The organism is Enterocloster sp. OA13 (assembly GCF_022440595.1).
Lineage (GTDB): Bacteria > Bacillota > Clostridia > Lachnospirales > Lachnospiraceae > Enterocloster > Enterocloster hominis.
The window spans coordinates 3,413,887-3,431,116 of sequence record NZ_JAKNTF010000001.1 but is presented as its reverse complement, the minus strand read 5'-3'; the positions used below and the strand labels follow the sequence as shown (position 1 = coordinate 3,431,116).

Here is a 17,230-nt window from a genome sequence, read left to right as displayed (position 1 = left end):
AAACAGGCTCTGACACGATAAGTGACGGAGCTTTTTTCTGTTGTGACGGCAGGTTTCTTGTACTTTGGGCCGCGTGGATGGATAATCAAAGTGAGCTTACACATAATTTATCACGGCAAAAAGAAAGGAATGTATACTATGCAAAAGAAATCAAAAAAATGTATCATCATGACAGGAATTCTGTTTCTGATTTTTATGCTTTTTACTGTTATGATTAAGACACTTGATGTACAGCCTGTCGGACCGGAGCAGTCTATGATAGGACTTGCTACTCTTAATCAGTTTGTATTTAACCTTTTTGGGGTGAACCTGCTTTGGTATAGCATTACTGACTGGCTGGGTGTTGTTGCCATAGTAATTGCTTTGGGGTTTGCAATCCTAGGACTGATCCAACTCATACGTCGTAAAAGCATTTGGAAAGTTGATTCACGCATTCTATTGCTTGGTGCATTTTATTTTATTGTCATTGTATTTTATGTTTTCTTTGAAGTTGTAATCATCAATTATAGACCGGTCATTCTCTCCCAAAGTTTAGAAGCATCTTTTCCGTCCTCTCATGCAATGATTGTAATCTGTATTATGGTCACAGCAATGTTGCAGTTTCATTATTATTTACGTGACAGGAAAGTTTGTCTATGGATAATGGATATAGCTTCTGTTTTGATTGTTGCAGTAACGGTAGTAGGAAGACTTATATCGGGAGTTCATTGGTTTACTGATATCGTGGCAGGCATTTTACTCTCATCAGCCTTAATTATTCTCTATTATGCCGCCCTAAAATATATAGAGGAAAAGAAGGGCTAAGATGAAATAATCCCGTATACCGCCGCATGGCTGCAAAAGAAAAAAGCCGTCATTTCTCTTTATCTCAAATCATTTATATATTATTTAAAATCAGGCACCTGGCCGGTATATCCATATCGGCCGGGCCTTTTTTATATTGGGGGTAAAGAATCAGACCTCAATTGACAATTTTCGACATCCGCGCGATGAAAACAATGGAAGAAAAAAACAGGAGGGGGATTATTGCGCTGTTCATCCGTTCTATAAATACTGGAGGAATTAGGAATGAAAAAGTGTACAATATATCTCGCTGCGTTATTAATAATGGCTGCCCTGATTTTCCTGGCATATAAAACCTGGAGCCCGGAATACAGGATCTGCCGGTCATTTTCCTATTCAGGTATGGATTACAGGGAAACAGAGCTGTATGTAATCATCAACAGGCCATGGGGAGTGGGGGAAACCGTTGAAAAGATTGTAATCCAGTACAATCAAATGAACGGCACGCCGGACCGTCTGGTCATATGGTGCTACCATAATGAATATGATATGGACCAGGGCAGGGAGTTTTATAAGGCAGAGTTTGAATATGGGGAGGATATGGTAACGGAGCCGCCGGAAGCATATTAATATAAGCCGGATATCCGGCGACGGATTCCAGCCTGTATTATGGAATATGGTAGGAAAATCAAAGAGGATGTGATAAAATGTTCTTTATAGTCAGGAGGGGCAGCATTAAAACCAGATTAAACACAATGAAAAATGACCGGTCGGGGAACCGGTCATTTTAGGAGAAGGTATTTCGTTTCTTATGGGGTGTAGCAAAAACTATATAATGTATTGGGGGGGTTTACATTAATTATAATAGCATATGGTATGAAAAAAGTCTGCACAAACTTTATCGATTATGAAAATTTGTTTTGTGCATTTTACCAATAGGATACTTAATACCCCGGATACCGGGAGGGATATGACAGGTCCTGAAGGGCGTGAGGGAGAAGATTGGCTGGGATACGCTGGATTATGGACCCAATGAAGATATTATTATCAGCCGGATCCGTGATTTGGAGCAGATGACCGGGGCTGTATGGCATGTAATGATCAATAAAATGGGTTGGAGTATTATACTAGGTACAGGGAGGAATGAATTTGAAGAAGGACTGTGCGGGAAAATCCTGTCTTATGGCAATGCTTTTCATGGAAGCTGGAATGATTCAGGTGTATGCCAATTCTCCGGCCCCTGTTCATTACAGGGAATATTTTGCAGGAACAGCCATCATGCTGGTTCTGACCGTGCTTTTTAATGCGGGGATTGAAACAGCAGCCGGGGCCATCATGGGTGTTGGGCCAAAACGGGTGATTTTCCTTACGAATATTGGCACCAACCTGATTATGAATGTTTTATTAGGGTATCTGGATTTCACCTTCCGTCTGTATCTCAGGGGATATTATTTTCCCGTGATGTGTGTGTTTGAAATCCTTGTGCTGGCGGCAGAATACCGGATTTATCTGCGCTTCATGGGGGGAAGGTTTCCAAAGCAGTCCATACTGAAGTATACGGCGGCGGCCAATGCCGTTTCCTTTCTTCTGGGGCTGCTGGTCCTGCAGTTGCTGGGCCTGGGGGTTTTTTAAATATAAGGGAATATAAGGTGGGAAAATGGGGAATCTGGTTAAACAGCTGGATTGGTTAACACAGGACAAAGAAAGGCTGGCTATAAATGCGGCAGCCATTGATATCAGGAAATATGATGGGGAAATCCATGACTTTTTCCAATATCCGCTGGGAGTTTCCTTTATTGGCGTGGAAAAGCCGCTGGTGGAAGGCTGGCAGGAAGCATTTTCCGTGCTTTTCATTCTGGACCTGTACTACCAGAATGACTGGATATGCAGTGAGCAGGAGCGGACCTCGCCGGACCAGCAGGTGGTGAGGCGGATGCCGGATGCTGAGTGGATTGCCGCGCTGCGCGGTTATTGGATTGATGACTATTTTGGGCTTAAAAACCGCTGGTTCCATATTAAGGATAAGGACGTGGAAGCATTTCAGAAGGAGCTGTTATGGTGGATGCCGGGAAATGCCCCTGAGTCCGGAAAAAAACGGCTGGAGCAGGAAATGGCGGGCACGAAATGGGTCTGTTCACTATTTGCGGGTGCGTTTTATGATAAGTTCTTTGGGGAAACGGAACGCCATTATTTTTTTGCTGAATCAGGGGTGTATGACTAAGCGCAGGCATTTAAATCAGGGAATGAGGTTCCTGTCCGGTTCCAGCCCATGCGTCCTTCTTCCAAACTCCACCCTTGACAACGGACGGGGAAACTGCTATTATGTAGAAAGCGCAGGATTCGTTAGCATACCAGACACATGGAACACTGATCATTCAGGGGTTGTACTGGTTTCGACGGGGGTCATGCAGCTGGTGAAGCTATCCCCATGCGATGGGTTAAATGGCAAAAATAAATATAAACGCTAACGACGAATTAGCAATCGCTGCCTAATGGCAGCTGTCAGACTTAGAGCACCCGCACTTTAAGACCCTGGCATCGACTATGTGGGAAACGACTTATGCAAAGCTTTGAGCATATGGGCGTATGATGAAGCTACTGAAACCATCCGGGTGTCCTTTCTCTGATGGCAGAGGGAATGTCAAATAAGGGACTATGATAGTAGAAGAACAGGGAATTGGTTTTCGGACAGGGGTTCGATTCCCCTCAGCTCCACTCGATAAGCTTAAATCCGAACTCTTTAACAGGGGTTCGGATTTTGCTTTATCTGCTACACGCTGGACAATGCCGGGTAATCCTTAGTATAAGTGTTTCCGGCATTGTCTTTTTTGTTGGGATTCTGTTTCATACATCCATACCGGTCATGTACAGAGGGATTACATTGATGACCGGCTCTTCATAGGGATGGACATTTTTAATGGCCCTAAGTGTTTCCTTTACCTTTTCAGCCGGGCAGGTCACTTCCACCTTCATCTCCGGTTCCGTACTCAGCTCCCCCATATTGCCGATATAGGGCGTACTTCCCTGTAACGGCCGCCAGCAGCCTGTCACAGGGCTGTATGACATACAGCTGTCATATTGTCCGATATGTCCGGCGTCCACTGCCTGAAGCGCTTTCTGCAGCGCGGACAGATGGGACTGGGGGATGAAAATCTCCAGCTTGCAGTTCTTAAATGTTTCCATTGCGTATTCCGCCTTTCCTGTTCTCTTCCTATGATGTTCCATCGCCTTCCTATGATGTTCCATCACCTTCATAAATATAACACAGATTGATATGAAAACACAAATATGCCAGGAGCAATAATTTCGTAGAAACTTCGTAAACAAATAAAACCTATTATTTAAGAGAAAAGAAATACCATGGCCGGATGTTTCTGGTAATATAAGGATGTAGAAAAAATATCTTCCATGGCATGGAAGAAGGGAGGCATTTATAATGAAGATAAACATGAAGAGGACCATCTATACAGCAGGCCTGTCCGCAGCAGTGGCAGCGGCGGCGTTGGGGCTGGGAGGCTGCGGCACAGGGACACAGATACCGGACACCATCAAGGTGCAGAACGTGGACGCGGCAAGCAATACAATCACCGTCATCGGCAAGGAAGAGGTGAAGGTGGTACCGGACATGGCGGAAATTGAATATTCCATCTATACCAAGAAGGACACGGCTGCCGAGTGCCAGTCAGAGAATGCAAAGAATCTGGATGCAGCCATTGAGAAGCTGAAATCCCTTGGGGTGGAGGAGAAATCCATCCAGACCTCATCCTATGGGCTGAACCCCATCCATGACTGGAACTCATCTGACCAGGCGGTTACAGGATATGAGATGACCACAAGGCTGACGGTTTCGGATATCCCCATCGACCAGGCGGGAACCATCCTGGCAGAGTCAGTGTCGGCAGGCGTCAATGGAATTGATTCCGTTACATACTTTTCCAGCAGCTATGACGCAAGCTACCAGGAGGCGTTAAAGGGAGCCATGGCAGTGGCCAGGGCCAAGGCAGATGCGCTGGCAGAGGCTAGCGGCAAGACCGTTGGCAGCGTTTCCCATGTGGAGGAATACGGATACAATCCAAATGCAAGATATGCATCCTATAACAGTTCCGGTCCAGGCAAGGCGGCGGGAACCGCGGCAGCGGCTGACATGGCTGTGATGCCGGGGGAAGTAAGCGTGGAGGCGCAGGTAACAGTGGACTTTACAATCCAATAAGCATGGTCATGGGACGGCGCCGGGAGATTTATTTTCCCGGCGCCGTTTTCCTGGTTCCCCGGCCCGGCCCATAATGGCACATAATCGGAAATTCCATATTGATATTTTCCGGCAGATATATTATGATTGCAGTTGTTGGCTCCGGACAGGATGACGGGGAAAAGGAGAGCGTGAAATGAAAAACCGTATCGGCTACTTATATGTCATAATTACATGTTTTATATGGGGAAGTGTTTACATAGCAAGCAAATACGCCCTGGCGTCCATGGGGCCTCTTACCGTGCTGTGTTTCCGGTATCTGGTGGCGGGCGCGTGCCTTACCGTGCTTTTGCACATGAGAAAGACAAGGCGCACCGTACAGAAGGGGGACTGGAAATACATATGGATTGTAGGCGGGCTGGGATATTTTGTTTCCATTACGTTCCAGCTGATAGGAACCAAGCTGTTGGATGCATCCCTGGCCTCCCTGATTAACGGCATGAATCCCATTACCATATCCCTTCTGGCAGCTGTTTTCCTGAAGGAAAAGATACGTAAACGGCATATTGCCAGCATCTGCATATCGATTGCGGGGGTATACATCATCCTGGGGGTGGGAGGCGCGTCAGTGAACGCGGCAGGGCTGGCGGCCTCTGTCTGCTCCGTACTCTTATGGTCCACTGCTTCCGTGGCCATCAGGAAGGTTTCCGGGGGATATGACCCGGTCCAGATTGCGCTGTACGGGCTGGGGGCTGCCCTTATCTTCACGGTTCCGTGCGCCATGGTGGAAGCGGTAAAAACACCGCCCGTATTGACCGGGTCCGCTGTCCTTGCCTGCATTTACCTGGGGGTAGTGGGAACTGCGGTGGCCCACACACTCTGGAACATGGGGCTTAAGCTTCTGGACGCCAGCGTGTGCTCCATGTTTTACCCGCTACAGCCCCTTACATCCGCTGTATTGGGGGTGGTCCTTTTGGGGGAGGTCCTTACATGGAACTTTGTTGTGGGCGGCGTTCTGATCTGCATGGGTATTATTGTCAGCGTAATGGAGAAGGACATGTTCCTGCACAGGTAATGTAAGTATGGATAAAACGCAGCCGGGAATGAGCCGGCATCTGAAATCTGAGTATAGCAATCAAAGCGGCCTGTTTCCTCAGGCTGCTTTTTTTGTGCTCTCCAGGGATAATTGCACAAACTGCATAAATCAACTTCAAATACGGTTTGTACATTATCCATGGATATACTAAAATAAAACTACATTGAAATATGTACTTTGTACAAAATGTCTGCAAAATAACAGTGTAACAAAAAATGGGAGGTACGACAATGCAAAAAAAATGGGGTAAGTACATGGCTAAGCGTGTGGCGGCAATGACGCTGGCAGCCGCAATGGCGGTTTCACTGGCAGGCTGCGGGGGCGGCAATCCAGGCAGTCCGGGAGGCAGTGCTTCCGGGACAGGGGGAACCGCCGCGCAGGCAGGGGCTGCACCGGCAGAGGCGCCGGCTGCCTCGTCAGAAGCGCCCAAGGCGGACAGCAGCAGGAAGACCACGGCGGATTCAGATGAACGGTATGGGAAGGTGACCGTTGCCCTGTCCAGTGACCCCCAGGACCTTGCGCCGTATACCTGGGCGGGCGACCAGAGCAAGCAGTACATTTATTATAATATTTATGAGGCGCTGTTTGATTTCAGGGGAGGCGGATATATCCCTATCCTGGCAAAGGAGTACCAGGATGTGGATGAAACCCATACAAGGGTGACCCTCCACGACAACATCTACGATGCCGCGGGCAATCATATCACGGCACAGGACGTGGTATTCTCCACAGGCCTTTTGGTGGATTCGGGAAATGCCGTAAAGTATGATATTTTTGACAGCGTCAAGGCCATTGATGATTACACGCTGGAATACACATGGACAGGTCCCGTGGTACAGGTGGGCGCCCTGGAATGGCCCTGGTGCCGTACCATGGTGGTTTCCCAGAAATCCTATGAGGAAATCGGCGGCTTTGCGGACAAGCCAATCGGGACAGGGCCGTATGTGGTGTCTGAATATGTTTCCGGCGCGCATCTGACTTTAAAAGCCAATGATAAATACTGGCAGACAGCGGAATTAAGGGATTCAAACCACAAAGCCAATGTGGAGACCATTGAGTATGACATCATTGCAGAGGCATCCCAGCACGTCATTGCACTGAGCACGGACCAGATTCAGTATTCACAGGCTGTCCCGGCAGAGAACCTGAAGGATTTTTCAGAGGGCGGACAGTATGCGGACCGGTATGGCGTATATGTGACCCAGGGTTCGGAACTGTATACCCTGATTCCCAACTGCTCTGAAAACAACCTGATGAGCGATGTCAATCTGAGAAAGGCAATCTTCTATGCCCTTGACAATCAAGCAATTGCGGCAGCCACCGGCACATCCATTGCAGCCAGGGCATTCGGCACCCCGTTCTTTGAGGATTATTATCCTGTGTGGGAGAGCACGGAAACCTATATGAATACATATGACCTCCAAAAGGCCAAGGAATATCTGGAACAGTCCGGCTATAACGGCGAGACCCTGAGGCTGGAAGGCTTTAACCGGGAAGATATCAAGAGCATCATGACCATGATACAGGCCCTGCTCTTACAGGCCGGGATCAATGTGGAAATCAATGCCAAGGAAAGCGCGCTGGTCCAGTCTGATGTGAACAATCCGGATGCATGGGACATCCTTCTCTGGAACCCCGGAGGCGGCACACAGGTGGGGGAGTGGAACCGTCCAATCAACTATAATGAGTTCGGCACCGGATTTAACATGGCATTCCTCCATGATGATGAACTGCAGGAGCTGTTCATGACCGCCAATACGGTTGACGGGCACAACGAGGAAAACATGACCAGGGTACATGACTATATTGTAGAAAACGCCTACTACCACGCCCTGTGCATGCCGCAGATGAACGCGGTGTACAGTAAGGATTTTGCAACCTTGGTTTACCGTGAAAGTGAATTCCTGCTTCCCGGGGCATGCGACTATTACCTTGACTAGTTCCTGAAAACAGTTCCTGTGAATCAGGCAGGTTTCAAAAATCGGAGTGAGACATATGGGAAAATATATATTGAAAAGACTGCTCTGGATGATTGTAATCGTGCTTGGTACGGCATTCATCATATTCACAATCCTCTATTTTACCCCCGGCGATCCGGCTATCGTGATTGCCGGAGGCAATGCCTCCGCGTCGGACATTGCTCTCATGCGGACTAAGATGGGGATTGACAGGCCGTATCTGGTACAGCTTGGAGACTATTTTTACAATACATTCATCCGGTTTGATTTCGGCAATTCCTGGGTTTATGATAAACCGGTCTATCAGGAAATGCTGGTCCGCCTTCCAAGGACCATATTAATCGGGGTCTGCGCCATGGTGCTGAACCTGGGCCTGGGCCTGTACCTTGGAATCTTCGCGGCAACCCACGAGGGAAGATGGCAGGACTCCCTTACCATGGCAATTGCCATGATCTTCATCTCCTGCCCGGATTTCTGGGTGGCCCTGATGATGATCCTGCTTTTTTCAGCCAGGCTTGGCTGGCTTCCTTCCTATGGCATCGGAGGTCCCCAGTTTTATGTGATGCCCATCATCTGCAGCGCCCTGGGAGGAATCGCGGTCAATGCGCGCCAGACAAGGGCCAGCATGCTGGGCGTGTTCCGGGAGGATTATATCACAACCGCAAGGGCAAAAGGACAGCGTGAGAAAATGGTGGTATTAAAGCACATGCTTCCCAATGCGCTGATGCCCATCATCACCTCCATCGGGGCCGGGTTTGCAAGGATAGTGGCAGGTTCGGCTGTGATTGAAAGTGTTTTTTCAGTGCCTGGCGTGGGTCTTTACATGCTGAACGCCATCAATATGCGCGATTACCCGGTGGTCCGGGCATGCGTCCTGTTCTTTGCGGTTTTCACAGCCCTGGTCATGCTGGCAGTGGATCTGATTTACGCATTCATTGACCCGCGTATCAAGGCGCAGTATTCCGGCGGTAAAGCCCGAAAGGCGGTGAAAGCATGAAAATGAATGGTATGGGCGGATCATCGCTGCTTGCAGAGACATTTGCAAGAATCTGGAAAAATAAAGGCGCAAGGGTGGGTGTCATCCTTCTTGCCCTGATTACCATATCCTGTGCGGCGGCATCCCTGCTGGCGCCCTATGGCGTCAATGAAATGGACCTGGCCAATATGTTTGCTACACCCTCAGGAAGACATATCTTCGGCACGGATGCAATGGGACGGGACCTGTTCAGCCGTCTGCTCTACGGCGGACGCTATTCCCTTGCCCTTGGCATCTGCGCCGCACTGTTCAGCGCGGTCATGGGATGTATCATAGGCAGTATTGCCGGTTATTTCGGGGGCAGGACAGAGACTGTCATCATGCGGTTTCTGGATATCTGGTCCAGCCTGCCGGGCATGCTGCTGTGTATCCTGATTTCCGCTGTGCTGGGCGCCGGATTTTTCAATACCGTGCTGGCGCTGGCCATTGGCAACGTGCCCATTGATGTGCGTCTGATCCGCGGGCAGATTCTTTCCGAACGTTCCAAGGATTACCTGGAGGCGGCCCAATCCATCAACTGCTCCCATTTGAGCATCATGTTCCGCCATATACTGCCCAATGTGGTATCTCCGGTCATCGTGGACGCCACCATGAACATAGGCATGAACATCACCATGGCTGCCGCCCTTTCCTACATCGGCCTGGGGGTACAGCCGCCTACGCCGGAGTGGGGAGCCATGCTGGCGGATGCCCGCACCCACATTTTGAATTACCCGCATTTAATCATGTTCCCTGGTATTGTCATTGCGCTGACCGTGCTGGCCATTAACCTGATTGGCGACGGGCTTCGCGACGCCATGGACCCGAAGCTGCGCAGTTGAAAGGAGAGTTTGTGGAAATGAATGAGAAAACAGAAAAATTTCTTTCGGTGCGCGGCCTGGATGTGGTCTATACCTCAGGCAGGAAGACGGTTCATGCGGTCAACGGCATTTCCTTTGACATGGATAAGGGGGAGACGCTGGCCCTGGTAGGGGAGACAGGCGCGGGCAAGACCACCATTGCCAAGGCAATCCTTGGAATCCTGCCCAATCCGCCCGCCAGGCTCAGGAGTGGGGAAATCATCCTGGAGGGCGAGGACCTGTTAAAAAAACCGGAGGAGGAAATGCTGAAAATCCGGGGTGAGAAAATCGCCATGATCTTCCAGGACCCAATGACGGCCCTGAACCCCATCATGACGGTGGGGGAACAGATTGTGGAAGGCCTTCTGCTGCACAATGGCTATACCAGGAAGGAGGCGGAAGAGGAGGCCGCCAATATGCTGGAGATGGTAGGTATCCCGGCAGAGCGGTTTGGGGAATACCCCTTTGAGTTCTCCGGCGGCATGAAGCAGAGGGTTGTCATTGCCATGGCCCTGGCCTGCAGCCCGGACCTGCTGCTGGCCGATGAGCCAACCACGGCCCTGGACGTCACCATACAGGCCCAGGTGCTGGATCTGATTAAGGACCTGAAATGTAAATATAACACGTCCATGCTGCTGATTACCCATGACCTGGGGGTGGTGGCGGAGACAAGTGATTACGTGGCAGTGATCTATGCGGGGCAGATCCTGGAATATGGCAGCAAAGAGGCCGTGTTCCTCCATCCGTCCCACCCATACACCATTGGCCTGTTCCAGTCACTGCCAGGCATGAATACAGATGTAAGGCGGTTAAAACCCATTGCAGGTTCCCCGCCTGACCCCACGGACCTGCCGGAGGGCTGCGCATTTGCACCGCGCTGTCCCCATGCAAAGGGCGGATGCGGCAAAGGGGAAATTGAATTCAGAGAAATTGCACCCGGGCATTTTTGCAGATGCGGTCTCAAACATAAGGAGGATTAGTGTATGCCGTCCCTGATAGAAGTAAAACATTTGAAAAAATACTTCAAAGTGCCTGCTGGAACCAACCATGCGGTGGATGATGTATCATTTTCCATTGAAAAAGGTGAGACCCTTGGGGTAGTGGGGGAGTCGGGATGCGGTAAATCCACCCTGGGGCGCACCATAATCCGCCTGCAGGAGGCCACGGAGGGGCAGATCCTGTTAAATGGCCAGGATATCACCCATGTACGCAAGGGTGAACTGCGCAGGGTGCGGGAACAGATGCAGATTGTGTTCCAGGATCCCTATTCCAGCCTGAACCCCCGCATGCGGATTGAATCCACCATCATGGAACCTCTGGAGCATTCGGGAAGGTTTCATTCCAAGGCGGAACTGCGGGATGAGGCCAACCGCCTGATGGACCTGGTGGGGGTGGATGAGCGGCTCAGACGCTCCTATCCCCATGAACTGGACGGGGGACGCCGCCAGCGGGTGGGGATTGCCAGGGCACTGGCCCTGAACCCGGAGTTCATTGTCTGCGACGAGCCGGTCAGCGCCCTGGATGTCTCCATCCAGGCCCAGGTGCTGAACCTGCTGATGGACCTGCAGGAGAAGAGCAAGGTGGCCTATATGTTCGTCACACACGACCTTTCCGTGGTGCGGCATATCTCGGACAATATATGCGTGATGTATCTGGGGCAGCTGGTGGAGAAGGCGCCCAGCAGGGAATTGTTTGCACACACCCTGCATCCGTATACAAAGGCGCTGCTTTCGGCAATCCCGTCCACGGATATCCTCCATCCCATGAAGCGGCTTCCGCTGAAGGGGGAGATTACCTCGCCCATCAACCCGAAGCCGGGATGCAGGTTTTATTCCAGATGTCCCTATGCAAAGGAGGCGTGCAGGGAACCGCAGCAGCTGACCATGGTTTCTGACCGTCATTTTGTGTCCTGCTGCCGTGTGGCGGAGATAAACACGCTCTAGGGATTGTACTCCCTGGTAATCTAAAAAGGAAAATAAGAGAGGTCTTATATGTCTGATAATTATAGAATCGCATTTGTACCGCTGCCGGACAGGGTGACGGGACTGCTGTATGAACCGGAACTGCTGGGCAGGAAAAGCCAGATCGGCATTGTGCTGATGCATTCAGATGAAAGCTATCTGGGATTTTTACCGGCTCCGGAACTGGCCAGGCGGGGATACCGCGTCCTGGCTGCAACGGTGGTAGATGCCAAATCAACGCTGGACGATAAGCTGCTGAATGTGAAGGCTGCCGTGGAATTTTTAAAGGGCTATCCCGGTATTGAAAAGGTACTTCTGCTGGGCCACAGCGGCGGCGCCACCCTTATGAGCGCATACCAGTGCGTGGCTGAAAACGGCGTGGAGGTGTTCCAGGGGCCTGAAAAGCTGATTCCCTGCGGGCTGATTGAGACACTGCCTGCTGCGGACGGGGTGGTTTTCCTGGATTCCAACTTTGGCAACGGGGCCATGACACTCTTCAGCCTGGATCCTGCCGTCATGGAGGAGTCAGGGGGTGCCGGACGGGATCCGGGGCTGGATTTATTTAACATGGATCATGGGTTCCACCCGGACGGCGCCCATTACAGCGAAGGGTTTAAACGCAGGTTTTATAAGGCCCAGGGGGAACGGGGCAACCGGCTGATTGAACATGCCGTTAACCGGCTCAGGGATATTGAGGAGGGAAGGGGGGCGTACTCGGATGATGAGCCTATGGTGATTCCGGGCGCCAACCAGATTGCGCCTAACAACAAACTGTTTCCCCAGGACCTCAGCCTGCTGTCCCATACAAAGAAGGAGTGGCCCCTGCTGCATGGGGATGGCAGCATCACGCTGCAGGTGGTGCCCAGCGTCAGGGTGTCGCGCCCGGGACAGCAGAATACAGGTTCCCTCAGGTGCGGCGGGGTCATGACCACGGTCAAGACATATCTGCGTTCCCAGGCCGTCCGGACCACGGAGGATTTCCGGGTGGGGGAAGACGGCGTTTACGGGATTGACTGGGATTCCAGCTACTGCTGCCCACCCTCCAATGTGCCGGGAATCCATGTTCCCATGCTTGTCATGGGGATGACGGGAAGCTATGAATATCTGGCGTCCGAGGTGATATATGAGCGGGCGGGAAGCACGGATAAGACCCTTGGCTTTGTGGAAGGGGCCGGACATAATTTCACCCCGGCTTATGAGGCGGAGACATATCCGGGGCAGTTCGGGGATACGGTTAAGGTGCTGTTTGACTTTGTAGACTCGTGGATTGACCAGAATGGACGGTTCATATGACGGAGATGGGTATGTATACATTAAAGGGACGTACGGCAGTCATTGCCGGGGCAACGGGCCATGTGGGGGCCGGGGCGGTCAGGATGCTGACCGCGGCCGGGATGAATGTGGTGATGGTAACCCACAACATGGCAGATGCGGGACGGCTGATTGCGGAAGTGGAAGATAATCCCGGGACATGCATTGCCCTTAGCAATGAGGACGGGGATGGGGCTGTCTATGGTGAGGTATACCGGAGATTCAGTTCAGTGGATGTGATCATACCGAACCAGGGCGCGGCGGCGCGCCGTCAGGATTTATCCGATATAACGGAGGAGGAACTGGACGGGAAGCTCCACCATCAGATCACCGGAAGCTTTACCATGGTGCAGAAGGCAATCCCCTATCTTAAGAAAAGCAGGGCGGGGCGCGTCATATTGGTGTCCGGTACAGGTGCGGAAAACGGGCTTTTAGAGGAAGGACTTTTAGAATGTGCTGCCAGGGGCGGGGTGATTTCCATGACCAGGTATCTGGCCAGGGAGCTGGCCGTCCAGGGCATAACGGTTAACTGTATTGCCAGGGGCGGCATGGAGAATGACCATGCGCCGGAAGGGGAAGACGAGCTGGACAACCGGACGCTGGTCCCCCGGATACCGGTAAGACGGAATGGGACACCGGAGGAGTTTGGGGCTGTGGTGTGTTATCTGGCAAGCGAGGAAGCAGGATTCATGACCGGGCAGGTACTCCGCCTTAACGGCGGGCTGTTTATGGGATAAAAAAGGAGCCTGTGCACTTACAGGCTCTCAAAAAGCTGGACCAGCTGCTGCTGGGGGGCTGTGAGCTTCTTATCGGGCAGATAGGCCAGGCTGATGGTGGTGGTGATGGCGGGAAGGACATCCACGACCGCGATGTCGGAGTGGTTGGCTGACATGACAGGCCGTTTGGTAAGCAGTCCCACGCCCATGCCCTTGCTTACCAGTCCGATGATATTGTCCACCCGGTTGCTGGTAAATGCGATATGAGGCTCAAAGCCGGCCGTACGGCATTCACGGACACAAAGGGAATACATGAACGTGTCCCTTCCAAGAAGCAGGAAGGAATCGCGGTAAAGCTGCTTTAGCTCAATATGTCCACTGCCGGCCAGGGGATGGTTCTTCGGCATCAGGGCTGCCAGGGTGTCCTGGGTAATGGGAATCTTCCTGAATGAGCTGGATGCGTCATCGGATTCGCGTATGACCGCAAAGTCAATCCTTTCCTCACGGAGCATCTGGATCAGCTGCAGGGAATCCGCTTCCTGGATATCCAGCATGTAATTCCGGTTCTCCTGCTGGAAACGGGCAAGGATATCCGTGATATGGTACTGGGCCATCACGGGAATGGCGCCAATGCGTATGGTGCCCCGCTCACGGTTCAGTTCGTTGCAGAAGGCCGTGGTATAATCCTTTTGCAGCAGCGCTATCTGCTCCGCATAGGGAAGGAACAGCCTGCCGTATTGATTCAGTTCAATGCGCCTGGTGGTGCGGTCAAAGAGTGTGACGCCAAGGTCGGCTTCCAGCTTCTGTATATGCCTGGTGAGAGAGGACTGGGTGAGGAACAGCCTGTCCGCGGCTTCCATGTAGTTGCCGGTCCCGGCCAGAACAACGAATTCATGTATATAGTCAATATCCATTCATGGTCTCCTGTATTAATTCGGTTAAAAGTGAGATACCTTCCTAAACATTATAAGGTTTTCTGCTAAAAACCGCAAGCCATGAATCAAGAGAAAGAGGTATCGTAAGATGGTAATAGATGCAAATGTATATTGGTTCCCGGAACAGGTGTTCAAGGATGACAGGCTGCTCCAAACGTTCCTGGCAGATATTCCCCGGGCTTATGGAACCCTGGGACGGGTCCGGGACAATGACGGAAGAAAGGAAATCGTCATCGAGCGCCCCGCAGGCTGCCCAGGCGTGAATTATGCGGAGGGGGATTATGATTTTGATACACAGCTTGCGGACATGGACCGGGCCGGTATTGACCGGGCGGTCATGAAGGTACCCTGCTGCCATGAATGGATGGGCCTTGACATGGCCAGGCTTTTCAATGATGGGATGGCGGATTACGGTGTGCGCAGCCATGGGCGTCTGGTCCCTCTTGCGGTCATACCTCCCTTTGGCGGGGAGGCGTCCTTGAGGGAGCTGGAGCGATGCCATGAGGAACTGGGAATGAAGGGCGTACAGATGAGCGCCCATTATGGGGAGCTGTATCTGGACGATGAAGCCTTTGCCCCCCTGTTTGAACGGCTGGAGGCGTACGGGATGACGGTTTACGTCCACCATACCCCGCTGCCGGTTGACCATGGTTCCCTGCTGGCATATAACAACCTCCGCAGGTCCTACGGCCGCTGTGCCGACCAGATGACGGCCGTGTGCAGGGAAATGATGAGCGGGATGTTCGGGAAATACCCGCATGTTAAGATGGTCCATTCCATGCTGGGCGGCGGCTTCTTTGCCTTCCGGAACATGATGGTCCCTGCCAGGTCGGTGGGAAAGGATGAGGTAAGACGTTTTGAGGATAACGGGGATGAGATGGAGCGGTATCTATCTGAGAACCTGTTCTTTGAGACCAGCCATGCGCAGCCATGGGGCAGGGAAGCGCTTGAGGGCGCGGTAAGGGTACTTGGTTCAGACCATATCATCTATGGCTCCTCATACCCTGTGCGCATGGAATGGCTTACGGACGGGCCTGATTTCATAAGAAGTCTGGATATATCAGGGGAAGAGAAGGAGGACATCCTCTGGAGGAATGCCGTGAGGCTTTATGGGATTGAGGGCTGTTAGTCCTCCCGCCCTCCGTGATGCCCCTTATTATGGCAGCCATCGGCTGCCTTTTCCCCTGTTTCCTTTTCCCCTGTTTCCTTTTCCCCTGTTTCCTGTGCCTTGTGCCCACAGTGCTCCGTATGTCCCTTGATTTCCTTCATGGACTTATCCTTGAACTCGTCCAGGGTGGCCTGCGGGTCCGCGGTGAGAAGTTCCTGTATGGCGTGATATTTCCCCACGGACATGCCAAGGCTGTGGGCTTCCTGGCACATGTGGCCGTCCACGCTGACATATTCTGTCCTGGCCTGGCTGTGGCACTGTTTGAGGGTGGTGTCCACACAGCTTTGGAGGTTTTCCAGTAAAATGCCGTCCCCGCCCCTGTTCTCCAGTGTGATGGACAGCAGGGCGTCTTTTTTCAGGTAGTCCTGCATGACCTCACTGCCAAGCAGGCGGTTGAGGGCTTCCTCATATTCCAGATGCCGCAGGGAAACCTGGCGCAGCACCATTTCACCGTCCCTGCCATAGGGGACTTCCTCCACAACCCTTCCCCACCGGTTGATTCCCAGTTCAATGCTGGGATTCACATCAATACTGATGGTGGCTGCCTCCGCATAGTAGAGCTGGTATCCGCCGAATCCGCTTCCGGCAAACACCAGCAGGCACGCCAGGGACACGGCAAGTCTCATCCGGCGCAGGGCAGGTTTTGGCTGCTTTTGTCCCATCCTGCGTATTACACGGTCACGTGTCCGTTCCTTCAGTCCGTCTTCGCACCGGACCGCGTCAAATGCCTTACGGATTTCCTGTTTCACCTTCATCACCTCCCAGCATGTCTTTTAATTCTGCCCTGGCCCTTGCCAGATGCGTGTATACGGTATTCACCTTTTTGTGCAGGATGCCTGCAATCTCCACGGCGGAATATCCCTGGTAGTAGTGCAGGTACACCAGGATCTTATACTTCTCAGGAAGCCGGATGACGGCCTCCAGCACATGGGAGAAGTCCCCGCTGTCAGGGGCGGCCACGGCCATGGCCTCGTCCAGGGAACATGTATTCCTGTGGAAAAAGCTTCGGAGCACATCCTTGCACCGGTTAATGGCCACACGAATCAGCCAGGCTTTTTTATGTTCTTCCGACTCAAAGGGTTCAGAAAAAAGGGCGTATTTCAAAAACACATCCTGAAACACGTCCTCTGTATCGCTTTCATTTTTCATATAGACAAGGCAGATATGCTTTATCATGTCAGCATACTGCTCGATTGCCTGCTCTACATCTGTTTCCTGCCGCATTGTTTCTCCATCTG

18 protein-coding genes and 1 other RNA gene are annotated in these 17,230 nt (G+C 51.8%); 15 read left to right on the top strand and 4 right to left on the bottom strand.

The annotated features are described in order from the left end of the window. Positions 1 to 138 precede the first annotated feature (138 nt). The 5 genes from MCJ35_RS15220 (at position 139) to ssrA (ending at position 3,501) form a co-directional block, all read left to right on the top strand. Positions 139 to 804 (top strand): phosphatase PAP2 family protein, encoded by a 666-nt coding sequence (locus MCJ35_RS15220; RefSeq protein WP_025486501.1) that lies wholly within the window; start codon positions 139 to 141, stop codon positions 802 to 804. A gap of 264 nt (positions 805 to 1,068) precedes the next feature. Beyond that, a complete protein-coding gene (locus tag MCJ35_RS15215; RefSeq protein ID WP_008717937.1) occupies positions 1,069 to 1,413 on the top strand; it encodes a hypothetical protein in 345 nt (114 codons plus the stop codon). A 519-nt stretch (positions 1,414 to 1,932) separates the two neighbouring features. After that, entirely contained in the window at positions 1,933 to 2,415 is a 483-nt protein-coding gene (locus MCJ35_RS15210) for a hypothetical protein (protein ID WP_025486502.1), read from the top strand. 25 nt (positions 2,416 to 2,440) lie between these two features. Continuing rightward, positions 2,441 to 3,004, top strand: coding sequence for a hypothetical protein (locus MCJ35_RS15205; protein ID WP_025486503.1), 564 nt, complete (start codon positions 2,441 to 2,443; stop codon positions 3,002 to 3,004). A 157-nt stretch (positions 3,005 to 3,161) separates the two neighbouring features. Continuing rightward, positions 3,162 to 3,501, top strand: a transfer-messenger RNA (tmRNA) gene (gene ssrA / locus MCJ35_RS15200). Positions 3,502 to 3,627: 126 nt separating this feature from the next. Here the strand turns inward: ssrA and MCJ35_RS15195 are convergent. Next, positions 3,628 to 3,966 carry a YqfO family protein gene (locus MCJ35_RS15195; protein WP_025486504.1) on the bottom strand — a complete coding sequence of 113 codons (339 nt, stop codon included), beginning with the start codon at positions 3,964 to 3,966 and terminating at the stop codon, positions 3,628 to 3,630. 253 nt (positions 3,967 to 4,219) lie between these two features. Here MCJ35_RS15195 and MCJ35_RS15190 point away from each other — a divergent pair, with 253 nt between their 5' ends. From MCJ35_RS15190 to MCJ35_RS15150, 9 genes are all read left to right on the top strand, one after another. Continuing rightward, positions 4,220 to 4,993, top strand: a complete 774-nt coding sequence (locus MCJ35_RS15190) for an SIMPL domain-containing protein (protein ID WP_025486505.1) — start codon at positions 4,220 to 4,222, stop codon at positions 4,991 to 4,993. A 175-nt stretch (positions 4,994 to 5,168) separates the two neighbouring features. Continuing rightward, the gene (locus MCJ35_RS15185) at positions 5,169 to 6,047 is read left to right on the top strand and encodes a DMT family transporter (RefSeq protein ID WP_008717931.1); all 879 of its coding nucleotides are present in this window, start codon (positions 5,169 to 5,171) and stop codon (positions 6,045 to 6,047) included. A gap of 251 nt (positions 6,048 to 6,298) precedes the next feature. Then, positions 6,299 to 8,008 (top strand): ABC transporter substrate-binding protein, encoded by a 1,710-nt coding sequence (locus tag MCJ35_RS15180; protein WP_240299559.1) that lies wholly within the window; start codon positions 6,299 to 6,301, stop codon positions 8,006 to 8,008. 55 nt (positions 8,009 to 8,063) lie between these two features. Continuing rightward, a complete protein-coding gene (locus tag MCJ35_RS15175) occupies positions 8,064 to 9,023 on the top strand; it encodes an ABC transporter permease (protein ID WP_025486507.1) in 960 nt (319 codons plus the stop codon). Next, positions 9,020 to 9,883 (top strand): ABC transporter permease, encoded by an 864-nt coding sequence (locus tag MCJ35_RS15170; RefSeq protein ID WP_025486508.1) that lies wholly within the window; start codon positions 9,020 to 9,022, stop codon positions 9,881 to 9,883. The genes MCJ35_RS15175 and MCJ35_RS15170 overlap by 4 nt, the downstream gene beginning before the upstream one ends. A 17-nt stretch (positions 9,884 to 9,900) precedes the next feature. Next, on the top strand, positions 9,901 to 10,881 hold the full coding sequence (locus MCJ35_RS15165; RefSeq protein ID WP_025486509.1) for an ABC transporter ATP-binding protein: 981 nt from the start codon (positions 9,901 to 9,903) through the stop codon (positions 10,879 to 10,881). A 3-nt stretch (positions 10,882 to 10,884) separates the two neighbouring features. Continuing rightward, positions 10,885 to 11,844, top strand: coding sequence for an ABC transporter ATP-binding protein (locus MCJ35_RS15160; RefSeq protein WP_025486510.1), 960 nt, complete (start codon positions 10,885 to 10,887; stop codon positions 11,842 to 11,844). A gap of 48 nt (positions 11,845 to 11,892) precedes the next feature. Next, on the top strand, positions 11,893 to 13,155 hold the full coding sequence (locus tag MCJ35_RS15155; RefSeq protein ID WP_025486511.1) for a lipase family protein: 1,263 nt from the start codon (positions 11,893 to 11,895) through the stop codon (positions 13,153 to 13,155). A gap of 11 nt (positions 13,156 to 13,166) precedes the next feature. After that, positions 13,167 to 13,910, top strand: a complete 744-nt coding sequence (locus MCJ35_RS15150) for an SDR family NAD(P)-dependent oxidoreductase (protein ID WP_240299558.1) — start codon at positions 13,167 to 13,169, stop codon at positions 13,908 to 13,910. Positions 13,911 to 13,927: 17 nt separating this feature from the next. Here MCJ35_RS15150 and MCJ35_RS15145 read toward each other — a convergent pair whose 3' ends face one another. Then, a complete protein-coding gene (locus MCJ35_RS15145; RefSeq protein ID WP_025486513.1) occupies positions 13,928 to 14,803 on the bottom strand; it encodes a LysR family transcriptional regulator in 876 nt (291 codons plus the stop codon). Between the two features lie 109 nt (positions 14,804 to 14,912). Between MCJ35_RS15145 and MCJ35_RS15140 the strand changes: the two genes are divergently transcribed. After that, positions 14,913 to 15,953, top strand: a complete 1,041-nt coding sequence (locus tag MCJ35_RS15140; protein WP_008717919.1) for an amidohydrolase family protein — start codon at positions 14,913 to 14,915, stop codon at positions 15,951 to 15,953. Here the strand turns inward: MCJ35_RS15140 and MCJ35_RS15135 are convergent. Then, on the bottom strand, positions 15,950 to 16,747 hold the full coding sequence (locus MCJ35_RS15135) for an anti-sigma-I factor RsgI family protein (RefSeq protein ID WP_051400689.1): 798 nt from the start codon (positions 16,745 to 16,747) through the stop codon (positions 15,950 to 15,952). The two genes, MCJ35_RS15140 and MCJ35_RS15135, sit on opposite strands and share 4 nt — an antisense overlap. Further along, a complete protein-coding gene (locus MCJ35_RS15130) occupies positions 16,722 to 17,216 on the bottom strand; it encodes an RNA polymerase sigma factor (protein WP_008717915.1) in 495 nt (164 codons plus the stop codon). Before MCJ35_RS15130 ends, MCJ35_RS15135 begins: the two co-directional genes overlap by 26 nt. Positions 17,217 to 17,230: the final 14 nt, after the last annotated feature.